Annotated in this window: 14 protein-coding genes, 1 pseudogene and 1 riboswitch; of the genes and pseudogenes, 12 read left to right on the top strand and 3 right to left on the bottom strand. The window is 68.1% G+C overall.

Features of this window, described 5'->3' with window-relative positions; all coding sequences use genetic code 11:
• From ETD83_RS15950 to lysX, 4 genes and pseudogenes are all read left to right on the top strand, one after another.
• A pseudogene (locus ETD83_RS15950) lies at positions 1-316 on the top strand (L-aspartate oxidase); the annotation flags it as partial.
• Positions 313-1,170, top strand: coding sequence for a carboxylating nicotinate-nucleotide diphosphorylase (gene nadC, locus ETD83_RS15945; protein ID WP_138645913.1), 858 nt, complete (start codon positions 313-315; stop codon positions 1,168-1,170). The pseudogene ETD83_RS15950 and the gene nadC, both read left to right, overlap by 4 nt.
• Before the next feature lie 14 nt (positions 1,171-1,184).
• Positions 1,185-1,967 carry a type III pantothenate kinase gene (locus ETD83_RS15940; protein WP_138645912.1) on the top strand — a complete coding sequence of 261 codons (783 nt, stop codon included), beginning with the start codon at positions 1,185-1,187 and terminating at the stop codon, positions 1,965-1,967.
• 109 nt (positions 1,968-2,076) lie between these two features.
• Positions 2,077-3,567, top strand: a complete 1,491-nt coding sequence (gene lysX / locus ETD83_RS15935; protein ID WP_138645911.1) for a bifunctional lysylphosphatidylglycerol synthetase/lysine--tRNA ligase LysX — start codon at positions 2,077-2,079, stop codon at positions 3,565-3,567.
• 207 nt (positions 3,568-3,774) lie between these two features.
• On the opposite strand, the gene ETD83_RS15930 is transcribed toward lysX, so the two are convergent.
• Positions 3,775-4,857 carry a LacI family DNA-binding transcriptional regulator gene (locus ETD83_RS15930; protein WP_138645910.1) on the bottom strand — a complete coding sequence of 361 codons (1,083 nt, stop codon included), beginning with the start codon at positions 4,855-4,857 and terminating at the stop codon, positions 3,775-3,777.
• A gap of 430 nt (positions 4,858-5,287) precedes the next feature.
• Here ETD83_RS15930 and ETD83_RS15925 point away from each other — a divergent pair, with 430 nt between their 5' ends.
• Positions 5,288-5,518: a transcriptional regulator gene (locus tag ETD83_RS15925; RefSeq protein ID WP_067902439.1), complete on the top strand. Its 231-nt coding sequence runs from the start codon at positions 5,288-5,290 to the stop codon at positions 5,516-5,518.
• A gap of 437 nt (positions 5,519-5,955) precedes the next feature.
• Here the strand turns inward: ETD83_RS15925 and ETD83_RS15920 are convergent, their stop codons facing one another.
• A complete protein-coding gene (locus ETD83_RS15920) occupies positions 5,956-6,912 on the bottom strand; it encodes an NlpC/P60 family protein (protein WP_138645909.1) in 957 nt (318 codons plus the stop codon).
• A gap of 75 nt (positions 6,913-6,987) precedes the next feature.
• Positions 6,988-7,181: riboswitch (cyclic di-AMP (ydaO/yuaA leader) on the bottom strand.
• Between the two features lie 281 nt (positions 7,182-7,462).
• On the opposite strand from ETD83_RS15920, the gene ETD83_RS15915 reads away from it, so the two are divergent.
• The 7 genes from ETD83_RS15915 to ETD83_RS15885 all read left to right on the top strand — a co-directional run bounded on the left by ETD83_RS15915 (position 7,463) and on the right by ETD83_RS15885 (position 16,801).
• Positions 7,463-7,984 (top strand): amino-acid N-acetyltransferase, encoded by a 522-nt coding sequence (locus tag ETD83_RS15915; RefSeq protein ID WP_407921485.1) that lies wholly within the window; start codon positions 7,463-7,465, stop codon positions 7,982-7,984.
• 4 nt (positions 7,985-7,988) lie between these two features.
• The gene (locus ETD83_RS15910; RefSeq protein WP_138645907.1) at positions 7,989-8,804 is read left to right on the top strand and encodes an RDD family protein; all 816 of its coding nucleotides are present in this window, start codon (positions 7,989-7,991) and stop codon (positions 8,802-8,804) included.
• A gap of 4 nt (positions 8,805-8,808) precedes the next feature.
• The gene (locus ETD83_RS44485) at positions 8,809-9,750 is read left to right on the top strand and encodes an RDD family protein (RefSeq protein ID WP_230420942.1); all 942 of its coding nucleotides are present in this window, start codon (positions 8,809-8,811) and stop codon (positions 9,748-9,750) included.
• 1,067 nt (positions 9,751-10,817) lie between these two features.
• Positions 10,818-11,141: a histone-like nucleoid-structuring protein Lsr2 gene (locus tag ETD83_RS15900; RefSeq protein WP_138645906.1), complete on the top strand. Its 324-nt coding sequence runs from the start codon at positions 10,818-10,820 to the stop codon at positions 11,139-11,141.
• A gap of 1,363 nt (positions 11,142-12,504) precedes the next feature.
• A complete protein-coding gene (locus ETD83_RS15895) occupies positions 12,505-15,042 on the top strand; it encodes an ATP-dependent Clp protease ATP-binding subunit (protein ID WP_138645905.1) in 2,538 nt (845 codons plus the stop codon).
• Positions 15,043-15,662: 620 nt separating this feature from the next.
• Positions 15,663-16,076 carry a VOC family protein gene (locus ETD83_RS15890; protein ID WP_138645904.1) on the top strand — a complete coding sequence of 138 codons (414 nt, stop codon included), beginning with the start codon at positions 15,663-15,665 and terminating at the stop codon, positions 16,074-16,076.
• A gap of 80 nt (positions 16,077-16,156) precedes the next feature.
• A complete protein-coding gene (locus ETD83_RS15885; protein ID WP_138645903.1) occupies positions 16,157-16,801 on the top strand; it encodes an ArsR family transcriptional regulator in 645 nt (214 codons plus the stop codon).
• On the opposite strand, the gene add is transcribed toward ETD83_RS15885, so the two are convergent.
• Positions 16,791-17,780 (bottom strand): adenosine deaminase, encoded by a 990-nt coding sequence (gene add, locus ETD83_RS15880; protein WP_138645902.1) that lies wholly within the window; start codon positions 17,778-17,780, stop codon positions 16,791-16,793. The two genes, ETD83_RS15885 and add, sit on opposite strands and share 11 nt — an antisense overlap.
• Positions 17,781-18,163: the final 383 nt, after the last annotated feature.

Below are 18,163 nucleotides of genomic sequence, written 5' to 3'. Positions count from 1 at the left end.
GATCATGACGTCCTATGCGGGGGTGCTGCGTGGGGTGGATGGGCTGGAGATCGCCGCTCGCGAGCTGGCCGCATTGCCTCCGGATGCCGAGACGGGTACCGAGCCGGGGGTGGAGGCTTGGGAGGCCACCAATCTGCACACCGTCGCGTCCGCGATCGTGGCGGCGGCGCGGCGGCGGGAGGAGACGCGGGGCAGCCACTGGCGGCAGGACTTCCCTGGGAGACGCGACGACGAATGGCGCGGCCACCTGGTCACGCGGCTGGAGGGGAACGTCCTGACGACGACCTACGAACCTCTGGAAGGACAACGCTCATGACACCGGAACTGTCGCAGAGGCTGAGCGACGCCGGGCTCGATCCACAAGCTGTGGATAACCTCGTCCGGACGGCGCTGGCCGAGGACGGCGAGGTCGACGTCACCAGCATGCCGATCTTCGCGCCCGAGGACACCGCGGCCGGGGACCTCAGGGCCCGCGAGAACGGCGTGGTCGCCGGCGTCCCCGTGGCATGTGTCGTGTTCGAGGTCCTGGACGTGGCGTACGAGCCGAAGGCTGAGGACGGGGATCGGGTCGCCCCAGGGCAGGTGCTCATCTCGGTGAGCGGCCCGACCAGGGCGGTGCTGCGCGCTGAAAGGACGGCGCTGAACCTGCTGTCCCACCTGTCCGGAATCGCGACGGCCACCCGGAAATGGATGGACGCGATGGCCGGTACCAAGGCCAGGGTCCGCGATACGCGAAAAACGCTGCCGGGCCTGCGCGCACTGCAGAAGTACGCCGTGCACTGCGGTGGTGGCGTCAACCACAGGATGGGCTTGTACGACGCCGCGCTCATCAAGGACAACCACGTCGCGGCGGCCGGAAGTGTCACCAAGGCGTACGAGGCCATCCGCGCCGTGTATCCGTCGCTCCACGTCCAGGTGGAGTGCGACACCCTCGCGGAGGTCGAGGAGGCCCTCGCGGTGGGCGCGCAGAGCATCCTGCTGGATAACATGACCGACGCCGAGATGACCGAGGCGGTCCGGCTTGTAGCGGGGCGGGCGGAGCTTGAGGCCAGCGGTGGGCTTACCCTGGATCGGGCCCGAGACGTCGCCGTGACCGGGGTGGACTACCTTGCGGTCGGCGCGCTGACGCACTCGGCGCGCGTGTTCGACATCGGCCTTGACTTCACCTGATCAGCGGGGACCTGATGCTGCTCACCATCGACGTCGGCAACACCCAGACCGTCCTCGGCCTGTTCGAGGGCGATGAGGTGATCGAGCACTGGAGGATCAACACCGATCCGCGGCGCACCGCCGACGAGATCGCGGTGGTCCTGCAGGGGCTCGTCCAGCAGAGCCCCTTGCTGGCCGAGACCGACATCAGCGGCATCGCCCTGTGCTCCACGGTTCCGTCCGTCCTGCACGAGATGCGGGAGATGTGCCGCCGCTACTACGGCGACGTGTCGGCGGTGATCGTGGAGCCCGGCGTCAAGACCGGCGTCCCCGTCCGGATGGACAATCCGAAGGAGGTCGGCGCCGACCGCATCGTGAACGCGCTGGCGGCCGTCCACACCCATGGCGGTCCCGCGATCGTCGTCGACTTCGGCACCGCCACCACCTTCGACGCCGTCTCCGCCAAGGGCGAGTACGTGGGCGGCGCGATCGCGCCCGGCATCGAGATCTCGATCGACGCGCTGTCGTCGCGCGGCGCCCAGCTGCACAAGATCGAGCTGGTCAGGCCGCGGAACGTGGTCGCCAAGAACACCGTCGAGGCGCTGCAGTCCGGGATCATCTTCGGCTTCGCCGGGCAGGTGGACGGCATCGTCGAGCGGATGTCCGAGGAGCTCGCCGCGGACCCCGCCGAGGTCACGGTCATCGCCACCGGCGGGCTCGCGCCCCTCGTCCTGGAGGAGTCCCGCAGCATCGACGCGTTCGAGCCGTGGCTCACCCTCATCGGACTGCGCCTGATCTACGAGCGCAACACCGTCTAGCCTGCTCGCCCGCGCCCTCCGAAGGAGGACGGTAGCCGGTTGAGGGGACGTCGAAGGGGAACGGTAAGTCGTTCGCGGGGCATCGGACGGGGTGGATAGCCTTTGGGGCGTGACAGACGACACCTTCGACGAGCTCCCGGAGCAGATGCGCGTGCGCCGGGAGAAGCTCGACCGGCTCCGTGCGAGCGGAATCGACCCCTACCCGGTGACCTTCCCGCGGACGGCGACGATCGCCGACGTCCGCGCGAAACACCCGGACCTGGAGCCGGGCACCGAGACGGGCGAGCAGGTCGGCGTCGCCGGTCGCGTCATGCTGATCCGCAACACCGGGAAACTGTGCTTCGCGACCGTCCGGGACGGCAGCGGAGAGATCCAGATCATGCTGTCGCTCGCCAAGGTCGGGGAGGAGCAGCTCGACGCCTGGAAGCGGGACGTCGACCTCGGTGACCACGTCGGCGTCGAGGGCGAGATCATCACGTCGCGCCGCGGTGAGCTGTCCGTCATGGCGGACCGGTTCGCGATCACGTCCAAGTGCCTGCGCCCGCTGCCGGACAAGCACGCGGGCCTGACCGACCCGGAGGCGCGGGTCCGGCAGCGGTACGTCGACCTGATCGTCAACGACGAGGCCCGGAAGATGGCCCGGCTCCGCAGCGCCACCGTCCGCGCGGTGCGGGACTTCTGGCACGACGAGGGGTACCTCGAGGTCGAGACGCCGATGCTGCAGCCGATCCACGGCGGCGCGACGGCGCGTCCCTTCACGACGCACATCAACGCCTACAACATGGACCTCTACCTGCGCATCGCGATCGAGCTGTACCTGAAGCGGCTCGTCGTCGGCGGCATCGAGAAGGTCTTCGAGATCAACCGGAATTTCCGGAACGAAGGCGCGGACTCCACGCACAACCCCGAATTCACGATGCTGGAGACCTACGGGACATACCTCGACTACAACGACATGGCCGACCTGACCCAGCGGATGTACCAGAAGGCGGTCGTCGCCGCCCTCGGCACCACCGTGGTCGTCCATGACGGCGCCGAGGTCGACCTCGGCGTGCCGGAGTGGCCGCGGATCACGCTGTACGGGTCGGTGTCGGGTGCGCTCGGCGAGGAAATCACACCGCACACACCGATTGAGGACGTCCGGAAACTCGCCGACGCCCGCGGTGTGTCCTGGGACCCGAAATGGGGGCAGGGCAAGCTCGTCCAGGAACTGTTCGAGGAACTGGTCGAGCACACCCTCGTCCAGCCCACGTTCGTCATGGACTACCCGGTCGAGACGTCGCCGCTGACCCGCCAGCACCGCGAGGAGCCCCTCCTCACCGAGAAGTGGGACCTCATCGGCTTCGGGACGGAGCTGGGCACCGCGTACTCCGAGCTCATCGACCCGGTCGAGCAGCGCCGCCGCCTCACCGAGCAGTCGCTGCTCGCCGCCGGCGGCGACCCCGAGGCCATGCAGCTGGACGAGGACTTCCTGCGCGCCCTGGAGTACGCGATGCCGCCCACGGGCGGAATGGGCGCCGGAATCGACCGGATGATCATGGCGTTCACCGGCAAGGGCATCCGCGAGACGATCCTGTTCCCGCTGGTCAAGCCCGAATAACGACCGGTGCGCCGACGCATGGACGCGGACGTCCGCCCGAGAGGGCCACGACGCGTTCGAGTGGGTTGGAATCGACTCGTTGCCGTGAGCGGGTTTCTGCGCGTGACCTGGCCTTCACAACCCGGCCCGCAGGGGACGAGAGCGGGCCATGACCCGCGGAAAAGGAGCGGTCCATGGCCCGCGCGACGCCCGGACGGTCAAGCGGTTTCAGGCGCTTTCACGAATCACAAGGTCGGGTCTCAAAACCACCTGGCGGTGTTGATGGGATTTGCCCTCGCCTATTTCGGCCAGGGCGAGTTCGGCGGCTTCCCAGCCGAGTTCACGGCGGGGCTGCCGGATGGTGGTGAGCGGCACGGCGGCGCTCGCGGCGAGTTCGATGTCGTCGTACCCGATGACGGCGATGTCTTCGGGGACGCGTGCGCCGAGACGGATCAGCTCGTTGATCAAACCGATCGCGAGCAGGTCGTTGGCGCAGAACACGCCGTCGGGCCGCGGTGACATCGCGAGGATCTCGTGGGCGGCGGCCTGACCCTCGGTGGGGCTCAGGGCCTCCTGAATCAGGGTCGGGGGCTTTCCGAAACCGGCCTCGACGATCGTGCGGGCGGCGCCGTCGCGGCGTTCGACGCAGGGCTGCGGTTCGGGGACGCCGGTCACGAAGGCGATCCGCTCGCGGCCGATGCCGAGCAGGTGCGCGGCGGCGATCTCACCCCCCGCGACATGGTCGACCTGGGCGGAGCAGACCTCGGTGGAGTCCCGGTCGATGAGCACCACGCTCATCCCCGCCGCGCGGAGCTGGGCGATCTCGCGGGAACCGAGCCCGACCGGGATGATCAGAACCCCGGCGGCGTTCTGCTCCTCCAGGAGTTCCACGGATCGCCGCTCCTTCGCGGCGGAGTGGTCGCTGGAGAGCCAGAGCGCGTCATGGCCGAGGGCGTTGAGCGCTGCCTCGGCCCCCCGGGCGACGTCGGTCGCGTACGGGTTGGTGAGGTCCTCGACGACGACGCCGAACGCGCGGCGCGGCTCGTCGCCGAACTCGCCCGCGGTGCGTTCGGGGCGCCGGCGGAGCCGGCGGGCGGACTCGTTCCGGACGAATCCGAGCTCCTCGATCGCCGCGCGAACACGGTCACGGGTAGCTTCGGCCACGAGGTCTGGCCGGTTTAGGACATTCGAAACGGTCCCAACTGAGACTCCAGCACGCCTCGCGACCTCACGAATACTGGTCTGTGGCAACTCGCTCCTCGTCCCGTCCCAGGCGTGTTTCCCCAGGTAGTGGCGTTTTGCATAGTGCATCCGCGAATGCGCGGTCACAGACCGCGTTCAACGGTGCGCACATTGCACTGAACCAGCGCTTGACGGGCCGGATCCGGCCGCCTAGCGTTCCGAGCCGAAGCGTAGCTTGAAACGATTCACGATCTTCGACCAAGACAAGATCGGGCGAGTCCAACGAGAAGGGACGGGTGCGGATGGCTGGCGATCTCATCCCGTCTCCCTCGGATTGCCAACGAGTGAATCGTCACCCGGAGTTCCCCCGTACGACCCCGCAATCGGCCCATCGGCCACCTCCGGCCAAGCGCGCTAGACACAACAGGAACCCGATGATCTAAGTCCGGAGGCGCTCCGGACTCGGCAACCCAACGCGCGTACAGATCGAGGCCAACCCGTGCCTGTGCAGCGGACGGCTGCATCCCCGCGGTCATCACCACGGACGAGGGAGGACGGAGTGGAACAGGCCACACTCGCACGTCGTGGCACCGACGATTTCGGGCTGAGCGAGGAGGAGATCCGGCTGCTCGCTCAGATCGCCAGCGGTGTCACCGCCGATGTGGCGGCTCGCAAGCTGGAGTTGAGCGCACGGACCTTGCGACGCCGGTTGCGGACCATCTGCGACCGGCTGGAGGTCAACACCCCTATCGAGGCCGTGGTGTGGGCGGCCCGAAGGCAGCTCATCTAGCGGCAACCCCAACGACGCTCGCCAGGGGACGGCGAGCGTCACAAGAATCCAGGCGGCGAAATCTTCAGAACCCCCCGTCCGACCCCGCAGCGGCGACGCCCGCGACCTGACAGGTAGGTCCCTGCAGGTGGCGTCGCCGCGGACGGTGTTCACGAATCCATGCCGTGGGTTTCTTCAAGCACGTCCTCGATCTTTTCGACACGTGTTCACACCCGACCCGTGACGTCATCCACGTCGGACGGCCTCAGGTCCGCTCTCCGCTCCTTGATGGGAGCGACCCCAGGGAGTTCTAGAGGCCGTCGTGACGACCCTCCCACGGCCCGCAGGCGAGCGCTCATGAGCATCTAGCGAGCGTCGCGAGGTCGCCCGGGCGTGGGATTCAGAGATCAAACTGAGCGACGCCCACGGGACGTGTTGGTTCGGTGATCGCCGGGAGGTCAGGCGACTCGGACGGCGCCGGCGAAGGGGCGCCCGGACATGGACGCGATCTTCACGACGTCTCCGGTCTGGGGCGCGTGCAGCATCTTGCCGCCCCCGACGTAAATCCCCATGTGGTGCAGGTCGGAGTAGAAGAACACGAGATCGCCCGGCTGGAGCTCGCCGCGGGACACGTGGGTGCCGGCGTTCCACTGGCTGCCGGTGTAGTGCGGCAGGTTGATGCCGACCTGCTTGTAGGCCCACATCGTCAGACCTGAGCAGTCGAAGGAGTTCGGCCCGGCGGCGCCCCAGACGTACGGGACACCGATTTTGGTCATCGCGTACCGCAGTGCTTGCGCGCCCTTCCCTGTGCCGACCACAGGGAGCTTGGCGAGTTGGGTGGGGTCCCTCTTGACGAGCTTGCCGCGGACCTTCTCGTAGGTGTCGGTGACCTTCTTGCGCTGCGAGTCGAGTTGCGTGCGCAGCGCCCCCACCTGCTTGGCGCGCTCCTCGGCGGACTTGCGTGCGCGCTGCGCGGCCTGCATGGCCTGCATCAGACCGAGGACCTTGCTGCTGTCCCGCTTGGCGAAGTAGTTGAGTGTGGCGGCCTGGTCCAGGACGGACTGCGGGTCCTGGGAGGCGACGAACGACACCGCGGGGTCGGAGCCGCCCTGCATGTAGCTGGTGGCGGCCAGGGAGCCGACCTTCTGGCGAATGGCCTCAAGAGTCTTCTCTTGCCGCTGGGCGTTCTCTGTGGCGACCTTGGCGGCGCGCTGCGACTGGGCGAGTTTGACCTTCAGCCCGTTGTACTGCTCGGTGAGCTGCTCCAGTTCGTCGGCGAGCTTGAGCGCCTTCGTCCTGAGTTCCTTCGTGGACGGCTCAGGGTCGGCGTGCGCCACCGCGGTCGTGTGCGGGGCGACCGTAAGCACGGCGAGCGCTCCGGCCACGGTGATCGCCCGGACGCGGAACCGGGGCATGCGGCCCGGCGACGGCCGCTGGGAGCTTGACCGAGCAGATCGCGAAAGGGATGCAGGGCGCGACGGCTCCACGAATTCTCCTCTCCTTGTCCGCCTACCGAGTTAGCTGACGGGTTGGGGCTGGAGCAGCCCGTCCGCAGGCGCACATGGAGTTCGGCTCCACGCGGGCTGCGGATTCACCCCTCGCGGCGGCAGCCGGGGGCGATCCCCGAACGCTCCGGAAGTGGGTCCCCGGCTCCTCGGGGCGCTGGTTGCGGCCCGTGGACTCGGCGGTGCGGCCTCCGTCCTGCGGATGGCCGACGTCAGCGCAGGACACTAACGGAAGCCGGATTAGATGCCAACCAGAACGGTGAAATCGCAGGTGGTGGCGCCCGCCTGCACCGGGACGCCCGTTAGGCCACCCGTCCACCCGTGTGTTCTTGCTCACTTTTTCGGACGCCTATGAGCAATGCCTAGTCGTTTTTATCTAGTCACCCGGGCCGGACGCCGCCACATGCAGGGACCCACTGACAGTTGGTAAAGGTGCCACGTTCGATAATCTCGCCTGTTTGTGGAGGTCGTTATCCGGCGAGCCCGTACCGCCGACGTTCAGGAGATCCGCAGGCTGGTCGATCTGTACGCCGGGACGGGACGACGCCTGCTGAAGAAGTCCGCGGTGAAGCTGTACGAGGACGTCCAGGAGTTCTGGGTCGCCGAGGACGCGCAGCACGGGACGCCGGGACAGCTCGTCGGCTGTGGCGCGCTGCACGTGATGTGGGAGGACCTCGCGGAGGTCCGCTCCGTCGCCGTGGACAAGGAGTACGGCGGCCGCGGCATCGGTCACCGAATTGTCACCCGTCTGCTGGAGACCGCTAGGGAGCTCGGCGTGCGGCGGGTGTTCTGTCTTACCTTCGAAGTGGAGTTCTTCGCGCGCCATGGCTTCCAGCAGATCCTGGGGACTCCGGTGGCGCCAGAGGTGTACGAGGAGCTTCTCCGCTCCTACGACGAAGGCGTTGCGGAGTTCTTGAACCTCGACCGGGTCAAGCCCAATACGTTGGGCAACACCCGGATGTTGCTTCGCCTGGAGGACTGACCCGATGAGCGATTCCCAGAACCGCGGGCGGCGGTACCCACCGCAGCAGGGGCAGGGTTCCTACGGCCCGCCGCCCCCGTACCAAGGTCCCCCAAGGCAACCTCAGCAGCAGCCGCAGAGCCCGCCTCAGCAGCAATGGCAGCAGCAGCCGTCGCAACCGCAGCAACCGCAGCAACCGCAGCAACCGCAGTGGGGGCAGCAGCCGGCGTACGACCAGCCGTACGACGCGTCCTATGACGAGCACGGCGATGGCGAACTGCTGCTGGCTCCAATACTCCGCCGTGCAGGCGCGCGGCTCATCGACAACGGGCTCGTCGCGGTCTTCGGCTTCGCGCTCGTCCTGCCGATCACGATCGGGGCGTTCGGGCTGGGCAAGCCAGGCAGCAAGACTGAAGACGAGGGGGGTGTGTGGAACTGGCCCATCATCTTCACCCTCTTCTGTGTCCTCTCGGTGCTGCCGTTTCTGTACGAGGCCGTGCAGCTGTCCATGTCTGGACGGACGCTCGGCAAACGCATCATGGGCCTCGGCATCGTCCAGGCGCCTGCCGGGCAACCGCTGACGACCACTCAGGCCATATGGCGTGCGGGAATCGTCCACGTGGGCTACCAGATCGGCGTCTTCTTCTTCCTCGTCATCGCGGTGATGGTGTGGGACTACGCCGCGTACGGGATGGTGCTGGTCTGGGCGGGTGCGCTGATGGCCTACCTGTGGGCGATCTGGGACCAGCCCCTGCATCAGGCCCTCCACGACCGCTTCGCCGGGACACTGGTCATCGATGAGCGGACCGGATACGACGAGTACACCGAATACGCGGAGTAAGCCCGTGAGGGAGGCAACGCTCGCCGAGCCAGGCCAGCGCCTCCTGGCCCGCATCGTCGACACTCTCATCGTTGGCGTGCCGGTCATCCTCGTCGTCCGCGCAGTGGTGTCCGGGCCCACGGTGGACGTCGTCGCTCCACCGGCCTTGGCCGGATGCATGCTGCTCTACGAGGCGATTCAGCTGGCGCTCTGGGGCCGGACAGTCGGCAAGCGCGTTGCAGGCATTGAGGTCGCCATCACCGTCTCGGGTGCGAGTCCCGCGCCTGCATCCCGAGGGACGGACGTTGAGGCAGGCTCTGAACTGACTTCAGCGCCCTCAGCGGATGGCGATGAGGCTGACGCCGGAACGGGCGCTCAGATGGCTCCTGAGGCGGTTTCAGAGAGCGCCACAGCCGCGTCCGCCGCGTCCGCCGAGCCGTGGCCAATCAGAGCTCCTGAGGAGTACCCCACGGCTGACGCCCTTCCGGAGCGAGAACAGGGTGATGGGGTCGCTCCTACTCAGGCTCCTGCCACCGGCCCATCAGCGGGGCTCACGTCCGACGCCGGGCTAGAGCGAACGCAGGACGGCCCGCCGACGCAATCTCGGGACGGCGAGGCGTGGCCAATGTCGGGCGGTGAGCCGGAGCAAACACGGGTGCCTGAGACGGAGCCAGTACTCGGTGCCGATCTCCGGAAAGGGCGAGAGGGCGAGGCTGAACCAACGCCGGGTGCCAACACGGACGGCGTGTTGATCAGTGAGCTGGCCCGTCTGGACGTTGTGCGCGCCGTTGTGCGCGCCGCGGTCTATTCGCTGCCGATCGCGGCCCGTCCGATTCCCGTTGCCGGGCTACTCGCGGGCATCTTCTGGTTGGCGAACGCGGGAGCCTTGTACGAGGGCACGCTCCGCCAGGCCGTCCATGACAGGCTCACCGGGACGCTGGTCGTAAAACGCCCGCCCACCGATTGATCGGCCTTCTGAGATCCTCTCGGGCGTCCTTGCCCGAACTGAGGGACGGGGCGGGCACGGCGCCGTCGGGCTCATGATCCGTCGGCGCGCGGAGTGGGCGTGTCCGGCCATAGCGGCTTTCGCGGAGATGCCGGCTCTGTTTCGGACGTCCGGCGTTCGGGCGGCTAAAGGCAGCTTGCTCAGGTTACGGCCCTGAAACTGGGTGAGTTGTGTCTCGTCCCGGACGCGTCCTCCGCTTTAGGGGCCGCTTCCGTGTCCTTGGTCCTTCCTCCGAGTCCCGACCCGCATAGGACTCCGGACTTACTTCGGATGGGACACCGCCTCGCTTGGAACGGAACTTTCGCTCCACGTGTCCCGCTACAACGGGGGAGACCGCTACCTGACCACGAGACCTCGTCGGGGCGCGGGTTGAAGAAGTGGGACGGAGGTGGGATTGTGGCGCAATCTCCTGATTTTGGGATGAGGCGAGTACCGGCCGCTTCCACGCGGAGAGTGCGGTTGGTGACTTCCCGTCACGAAGCGGCGGCAACAGATTTCGGTGGGGCGCCACCGCCCGTTATCCATCCACATCGCCCTGTAGGGGCGGTGATCAGCTGCCAGGCCGGGCGCCGGCGGGTCCCGGTCCCATTCCCGCCCGGGCCCGGGTTAGTGCCGTTACGGCAGAGTTAATCGGTGGTCGCGGTGTCCGTGTGCCCCGGCCGTTAAGGCCGCCCGCACGGCCTTTTGCGCTCGGGCGTTCCGTCTGGTGGAAAGCCGAGCCGTCCGCAAACCCGGACCAATGCTGGAGCATCGTCGCAGGTCAGCGCGCTGTGTCGCGAGATGGGTGCGGTCCGAAATCCCCGCGGCGATCCCGCCTGGTGAAAATTCGCAGGCCCGCGTCCGGCATGCCCGGCACGCCGCCGGACGTGCTGGAAACGACGACACGATTACACCCGGTCACGGCCCGGAAGGGGACTTCGCCGGGGAGTGCCGGTTCGAAGGACGGCGGTGGAATTGTCATCGGCGGACTACTCGGTATATGTTTGTCAACCGAATGCAGTTTGCTCAAGCCGAAAGGGTCTGTCCCCATGGCACAGAAGGTTCAGGTGCTTCTCGTCGACGACCTCGACGGTGGCGAGGCGGACGAGACCGTAGCGTTCTCGATCGACGGCGCCTCCTACGAGATCGACCTGAGTGGCGCCAACGCAACGAAGCTGCGGGATTCTCTTAAGCCGTTCGTGGAGAAGTCGCGCAAGGCGGGTACGGGGTCACGCCGTCGCCGGCAGCGTGGCGCGTCCAGCCGCGAGCGCAGTGCTGAGATCCGCGCCTGGGCCAAGAACAATGGCATCAAGGTCAATGAGCGCGGCAGGATCCCGGCCCATGTGATCGAGCAGTACGAGGCGTCCAACTGACCCTCGCCCACCGGCGGCCCGTCTCCGTTCGCGGGACGGGCCGTTCGTCTGCGGCCCGTTCGCTGTCCACTGTTCACTTCAGCCGTTCAGTCCGCCGGTTTCACATGCGCGCTGTTGCGGCGGCCCGTTCGCTCAGCCGAGTTCGCCCCGAGTTCGCCTGTGTCGCCGTTCCGGGCTCGTTCGCTCGTTCCCTCGGCCCGTTCCTCGCCTCGTTCCCCGCCCTCGATTCCCCCACCCGTTTCACTTGAGGCGTCCTTGAGCCTCTGGTTCTCCCGGCCGGTTCTCCTGGCGGTTCATCCGGCCGGTTCATCCGCGGCGCCGTTTTCACCCGCGGCCCGTTCGCGAGGCCCGTTCGCTCGCGCCTCCCGTTCAGTTGAACGAGCCGCCTGCACCTCGTTTCCGCGCGGTCCGTTCACGGCTCCTACGCGCGGCCAGTGCGCGCGACGACTTCGTGCGCGGAGTCGTTTCGGTTGCGGCGCCCCTTCACTTGATCGGTTTGTCCGAGGCGTCGATTCCGGAGTGACCCGTTTCACGCGTTGGCCCGGTCCGCATGGCCGGTACACGCGGGCCAAGTCCGTAAGCGGAATCAGTGCGTCACATACAGGCGGCGCATACAGCGGTCCATCAGGCGGCGCATACAGCGGTCCATCGACCACGTCGACGGAGCGCGAAGGCTGCTCGCGCGGTGGGTTGTCTGTGCGCTCGCGTGGCCGGTAGGTGAGCCCCCGTAAGCGGCGGGCCCATTCGCGGGGCGCTGCGTACGCGCACGGTGGTCACGAGACCCCGTTGCGTGGTCGGGGCGAGGGACTCGTACATGCGCGCCCTATCGCGGGGCGGTCGTTCGTGGTGTCGGCTCGCCAGCCGACTGGGTCGCCAGCCGGATGGCTCGCTAGCCGTGTGGGGCGCTGGCCGTGTGGGTCGCTAGGCGGCTAGTTAGCCAGTGGCCGGTTGGTGGTGGTTCAGGTTGACTCAGCCGGTTTACTTGGATGGGACGGGGAACGTCGTCCGTCCAGCGGCACTGTCCAGCGGCGCGTGTCCTGTGGTCGGCGTTCGCTTGTGGCGTAGCGGCCGGACGGTTGCGCGGGCGCCGAGCGAGGTACAGAAGCCGCGCGGGTGGACCTTTACCCCCATTCGGCACTCTGGCCCCGCCCCTTGATCCACCTGCGGAAAGCCCCCGTTCGCTTGGGGCGTAGCGGGAACATGACGCACCGATGCGGTAGTTGGATGAGACTGAACAGCGCTTAGCTGGGGAACGTCTCCTGGTGGGAGTGCACCGGGCGGCCTCCTCGGGGCGGGCTAGCATGCGGAAGGACAGTTCCGGACGTTCCGGACTCTGCCCAACCGCTCTGTGAGGAGCGACGAGATGTTCGAGAGGTTCACCGACCGCGCGCGGCGCGTTGTCGTCCTGGCCCAGGAGGAGGCCAGGATGCTCAACCACAACTACATCGGCACCGAGCACATCCTCCTGGGCCTGATCCACGAGGGTGAGGGTGTGGCCGCCAAGGCTCTGGAGAGCCTGGGGATCAGCCTTGAGGCGGTGCGCCAGCAGGTCGAGGAGATCATCGGCCAGGGCCAGCAGGCGCCGTCGGGCCACATCCCGTTCACTCCGCGTGCCAAGAAGGTCCTTGAGCTGTCGCTGCGCGAGGCGCTGCAGCTCGGCCACAACTACATCGGCACTGAGCACATCCTGCTGGGATTGATCCGTGAGGGCGAGGGCGTCGCGGCCCAGGTTCTTGTGAAGCTCGGCGCCGACCTCAACCGGGTGCGCCAGCAGGTCATCCAGTTGCTGCACGGCTACCAGGGCAAGGAGCCGGCCGCCTCCGGCGGTCCCTCTGAGTCGGCTCCGTCCACCTCCCTCGTCCTCGACCAGTTCGGCCGCAACCTGACGCAGGCCGCGCGCGAGGGCAAGCTCGACCCGGTGATCGGGCGGGGCAAGGAGATCGAGCGGGTCATGCAGGTGCTGTCCCGCCGCACCAAGAACAACCCGGTGCTCATCGGCGAGCCCGGCGTCGGCAAGACCGCCGTCGTCGAGGGCCTCGCGCAGAAGATCGTCAAGGGCGAGGTGCCCGAGACGCTGAAGGACAAGCAGCTTTACACCCTCGACCTGGGTGCGCTGGTCGCCGGCTCCCGGTACCGCGGTGACTTCGAAGAGCGCCTGAAGAAGGTCCTCAAGGAGATCCGCACCCGCGGCGACATCATCCTGTTCATCGACGAGCTGCACACGCTGGTCGGTGCGGGCGCCGCCGAGGGCGCGATCGACGCCGCGTCCATCCTCAAGCCGATGCTGGCGCGCGGCGAGCTGCAGACCATCGGCGCGACGACGCTGGACGAGTACCGCAAGTACCTGGAGAAGGACGCAGCGCTCGAGCGGCGCTTCCAGCCGATCCAGGTCGCCGAGCCGTCGCTGTCGCACACGATCGAGATCCTCAAGGGCCTGCGGGACCGCTACGAGGCGCACCACCGCGTGTCGATCACCGACAGCGCGCTGGTCGCGGCGGCGCAGCTCGCCGACCGCTACATCAGCGACCGGTTCCTGCCCGACAAGGCGATCGACCTGATCGACGAGGCCGGTTCGCGGATGCGGATCCGCCGGATGACCGCCCCGCCGGACCTGCGCGAGTACGACGAGAAGATCGCCGACGTCCGTCGCGACAAGGAGTCCGCGATCGACGCGCAGGACTTCGAGAAGGCCGCGGCGCTGCGCGACAGCGAGAAGAAGCTGCTCGGCCAGAAGGCGCAGCGGGAGAAGGAGTGGAAGGCCGGCGACATGGACGTCGTCGCCGAGGTCACCGACGAGCTGATCGCCGAGGTCCTCGCCACCGCCACCGGCATCCCGGTCTTCAAGCTGACCGAGGAGGAGTCCACCCGGCTGCTGCGCATGGAGGACGAGCTCCACAAGCGCGTCATCGGCCAGGAGGACGCCATCAAGGCGCTCTCGCAGTCGATCCGGCGTACCCGCGCCGGCCTGAAGGACCCGAAGCGTCCCGGCGGCTCGTTCATCTTCGCCGGCCCGTCCGGCGTCGGTAAGACCGAGCTGTCCAAGACGCTCGCGGAGTTCCTGTTCGGGGACGAGGACGCGCTGATCCAGCTCGACATGTCCGAGTTCATGGAGAAGCACACCGTCTCGCGGCTGTTCGGCTCCCCGCCCGGCTATGTCGGGTACGAGGAGGGCGGCCAGCTCACGGAGAAGGTGCGCCGCAAGCCGTTCTCGGTGGTCCTGTTCGACGAGATCGAGAAGGCCCACCAGGACATCTTCAACAGCCTCCTGCAGATCCTGGAGGACGGCCGCCTCACCGACGCGCAGGGCCGTGTCGTGGACTTCAAGAACACCGTCATCATCATGACGACGAACCTGGGGTCCAAGGACATCTCCAAGGGCGTGTCGATGGGCTTCGCCCGCCAGAACGACGAGCAGGGCTCGTACGACCGGATGAAGGCGAAGGTGTCGGAGGAGCTCAAGCAGCACTTCCGTCCCGAGTTCCTCAACCGCGTCGACGACACGGTCGTGTTCCACCAGCTCACCCCGGCCGAGATCATCCAGATCGTCGACCTGATGATCGCGAAGGTGGACGACCGGCTCAAGGACCGCGACATGGGCATCGAGCTGCAGCAGGATGCCAAGGACCTGCTGGCGCTGCGGGGCTACGACCCCGTCCTCGGCGCCCGGCCGCTGCGCCGGACCATCCAGCGGGAGATCGAGGACAGCCTGTCCGAGAAGATCCTCTACAGCGAGCTGAAGGCCGGCCAGATCGTGATCGTGGGCACGGAAGGCTTCGACCCCGACAACAAGGACGCCACGGTGGAGAACGCCAAGTTCACCTTCAAGGGCGTGCCGAAGCCGACCACCGTCCCCGACAGCCCGCCGCCCATCGAGGGCGCGGTCAACTTCAACAAGGACTGAGAACGTCCAGGAAGGGCCCGCACCGGATCCAACCGGTTGCGGGCCCTTCCGCATGCCCAGCCCCTCTCCGGCCGCACATCGAACGCTCCTGCGCCCCCGCCTGCCCCTTCTTGCCGATACCCAGCCCCCGTCCGACAGCGTGCCTGCGTTCATGTGGGCTACGTACCTGGCGTCCCTGGGGCCGTGCCCAGTGTCCTGTGGCCCGTTCGCCCGGCCGGGCTCCCTCGGCCGCGTGGCCGAGGCCCCTGGAGCCCGTGTGCCTGACGCCACTGCACCGGCATGCCCAGCGTTTCCTCTGGCCGCGTGCCTGATGGCCCTCTGGCCGTGTGCCTGACGCTCCTCTGCCCGTGTGTGCCCCGCGCTCTTGTGGCCGTGTGCCCGGCGTCCTGCACGGGGCCATGGCCAGCGTTCCTGCCGCATGCCTGACGCCTACTCTGGCCGCGTGCCTGGCGCCCTAGCTGTGTCCCTGGCGCTCCTGCGCGGGCATGGTGGTGAGGCATGAGAGGCGCATGGCTGGCGTCCCTGCGGGCAGCATGCGCCTACCGCTGTCAGCGTGCGCGCACCGCTTGCAGCCTTACTGGTGGCGGCTTCCGCGTACCGAACGACTCGCAGGAGCCGACATGAGTCACCGGCCGCACATGGCCCTGTCCGCCCCCGTCCTCGATGCCCCGGACCCGCACGCACTGGCGGCCTTCTACAGGCGCCTCCTGGGCTGGACGGTCGTGCAGGACGAGCCTCATTGGGTGAAACTGCGACCGCCCAACGGCGGAACCGGGCTGTCGTTCCAAACGGAGCCGCTCTACAAGGCGCCCACATGGCCCGCCTCCGCGGGTACCCAGCAGATGATGGCCCACCTGGACATCGAGGTGGACGACCTGGACGTGGCCGGCGAGCACGCAGAAGCCACGGGTGCCGTCCTGGCCGACTTCCAGCCCGATGAGGACGTTCGTGTCTACATTGACCCGGTCGGACACCCGTTCTGCCTCTTCCTCCCGGAGCCGGAGGAGCCTCTCGATCCCGACGCCGGGCCGTAATCCACAGAACGCCGTTCTACTGCCTTCGGGCACCCGCGTACGCGACCGTGGATGTCGGAGGTGGACCATAGTGTTCGAACATGCGATCGAATGCGGAGCCTCAACGGGGAGGGCGCGCCCGCGAGGCCCATGTCGCTCAGGCGTTCCTCCGGGACGTCCGGTCTCCCGCGCCGGCCCAGCTTCCGATCTTCCGATCGCGCCTGCAGGGCGAGCTCCTGGCGCGGCTGCTGCTGGGGCCGGAACGCGAGATGGCGATGCTCGATCTCGCGGTGATGCTCCACACCGATCTCGCCTCCGTGATGCGCGAGGTGGAGCGCCTTGCCAGGGCGGGCATCCTCGTCCTGCGCCGCACCATGGCCGGACGCCTCGTGCGACGGGACGCCGACAGCCCGCTGTACGAGCCCCTCGCCCACCTCCTGATGCTGACCTTCGGCCCGGCGGCGGTGGTGGCCGAGGAGTTCGGGCGGCTGCCGTCGGTCCGGGAGGTGCACCTCTTCGGCGCCTGGGCGGAACGCTACGAGCACCCTCCGGGCGCCCATCCGGCCGACGTCGAGGTCCTCGTCATCGGACACATCGCCCCGGACATCGCCTTCGACGCCGCCCAGGAAGCCGCCGCCCGCCTGGCCCTCCCGGTGCACCCCGTCGTCCGCACACCTGCTCAATGGCACGACGACAACGACCCCTTCCTCCGCGAAATCCGCAACGCCCCCCGAATCACCCTCTAGCTCCAGGGGTGGACAGCCAGGTGGTGATTTCCCGGTGAAGGCGGGCCTTGGTCGAGGCGGGGGCGAATGAGGCGTCTATGCCGGCACGGGCCAGCTCGGCGAGGCTCCGGTCGTCGTAGCCGAAGGCGTCGCGGACGCGGGCGTATTCGGTGGCGAGCGGAGCGCTGATCAGGGCGGGGATGTCGGTGTTGAGAGTCACGATCAGGCCCGCGTCCAGGAGGCGGGGAAGGGGGTGGTCTTCGAGGGAGGGGGCGAAGCCCAGGGCAACGTTGGAGGAGGGGCACACCTCCAGGGGGATCTGGCGTTCGCGGACTTCGGCGACGAGGCCCGGGTCGTCCAGGATGCGGATGCCGTGGCCAAGGCGTTCGGCGCAGCCGGGGCCGATCGCCTGGCGGATGCTCGCCGGGCCTTCGCCTTCGCCCGCGTGGTGAACAACATGCAGGCCCGCGTCTCGGGCGGCGGCGAACACCTCATTGAACGGGTCACCGGGGTGGGCCTCGTCACCGGCGAGCCCGATGGCGGCCACGACGCCGTCGTGGCGGCGGGCGAGGTCGAGAGTCCGCCAGGCGCGTTCGACGGAGCGGCGCCGGGAGTGGTCGAGGATGAGGCGGCACTCGATCCCGAACGCCTCGTGTCCGGCGTCCAGACCCTCCAGGACGGCCGCCAGCGGCATGTCGAGGTCGCCGAGCCGCTCGCCGTGGCCGGCCGCGGTAAAGGACACCTCGGCGTAACGGACGCCCTGAGCGGCCTCGTCCTCGCAGAACTCGAAGGCGACCCTCCGGAAGTCGGCGGGACGGCGCAGACAGGCCCGGACAAGATCGTTCTGCGCGAAGAAGGCGGCGAAGCTTCCGAAGGCGCCCACGTCGCCGGGCACCCGCACGCCATTGGCCGCACCGATCTCCCGGAGCGTGGCCCACCGCACGGTGCTCTCCAGATGGACGTGCAGATGGGCTTTGGGCAGGCTCAGTAGATCGCGCACGCCCGTAAGCTATGCGACGCCCAACAAGGCCGCCCAATCATTATTCGGCCCTGACCTCGGGCCATGCAGGAATGGGCGGTCGACCATTCGCTCGACGCCCCGTGTGCGTGCCTGTGCCTGTGCCCGTGCTCGTGCCCGTGCTCGTGCCCGTGCCCGTGCCGTGCCTGTGCCCGTGCCCGGGTCCATGGCGAGGTGGCGGCCAAGCGTCCGGCGGACGATCCGGAGGAGCCGGTCGCGGGGACGATTAACGTCAGCGGACGCGTTTTCTCCAAGAGCTGGCCCGAGGATCTGGGAATCGTCGCCCTGCCGCCCTGCCGCCCTGCCGTCCTGCCGTCCTGCCGTCCTGCCGTCCTGCCGTCCTGCAGGACGACCACCCATGGTTG

This window comes from Actinomadura soli, assembly GCF_005889715.1.
Lineage (GTDB): Bacteria > Actinomycetota > Actinomycetes > Streptosporangiales > Streptosporangiaceae > Spirillospora > Spirillospora soli.
This window is presented reverse-complemented; position numbering and strand designations above follow the sequence as displayed.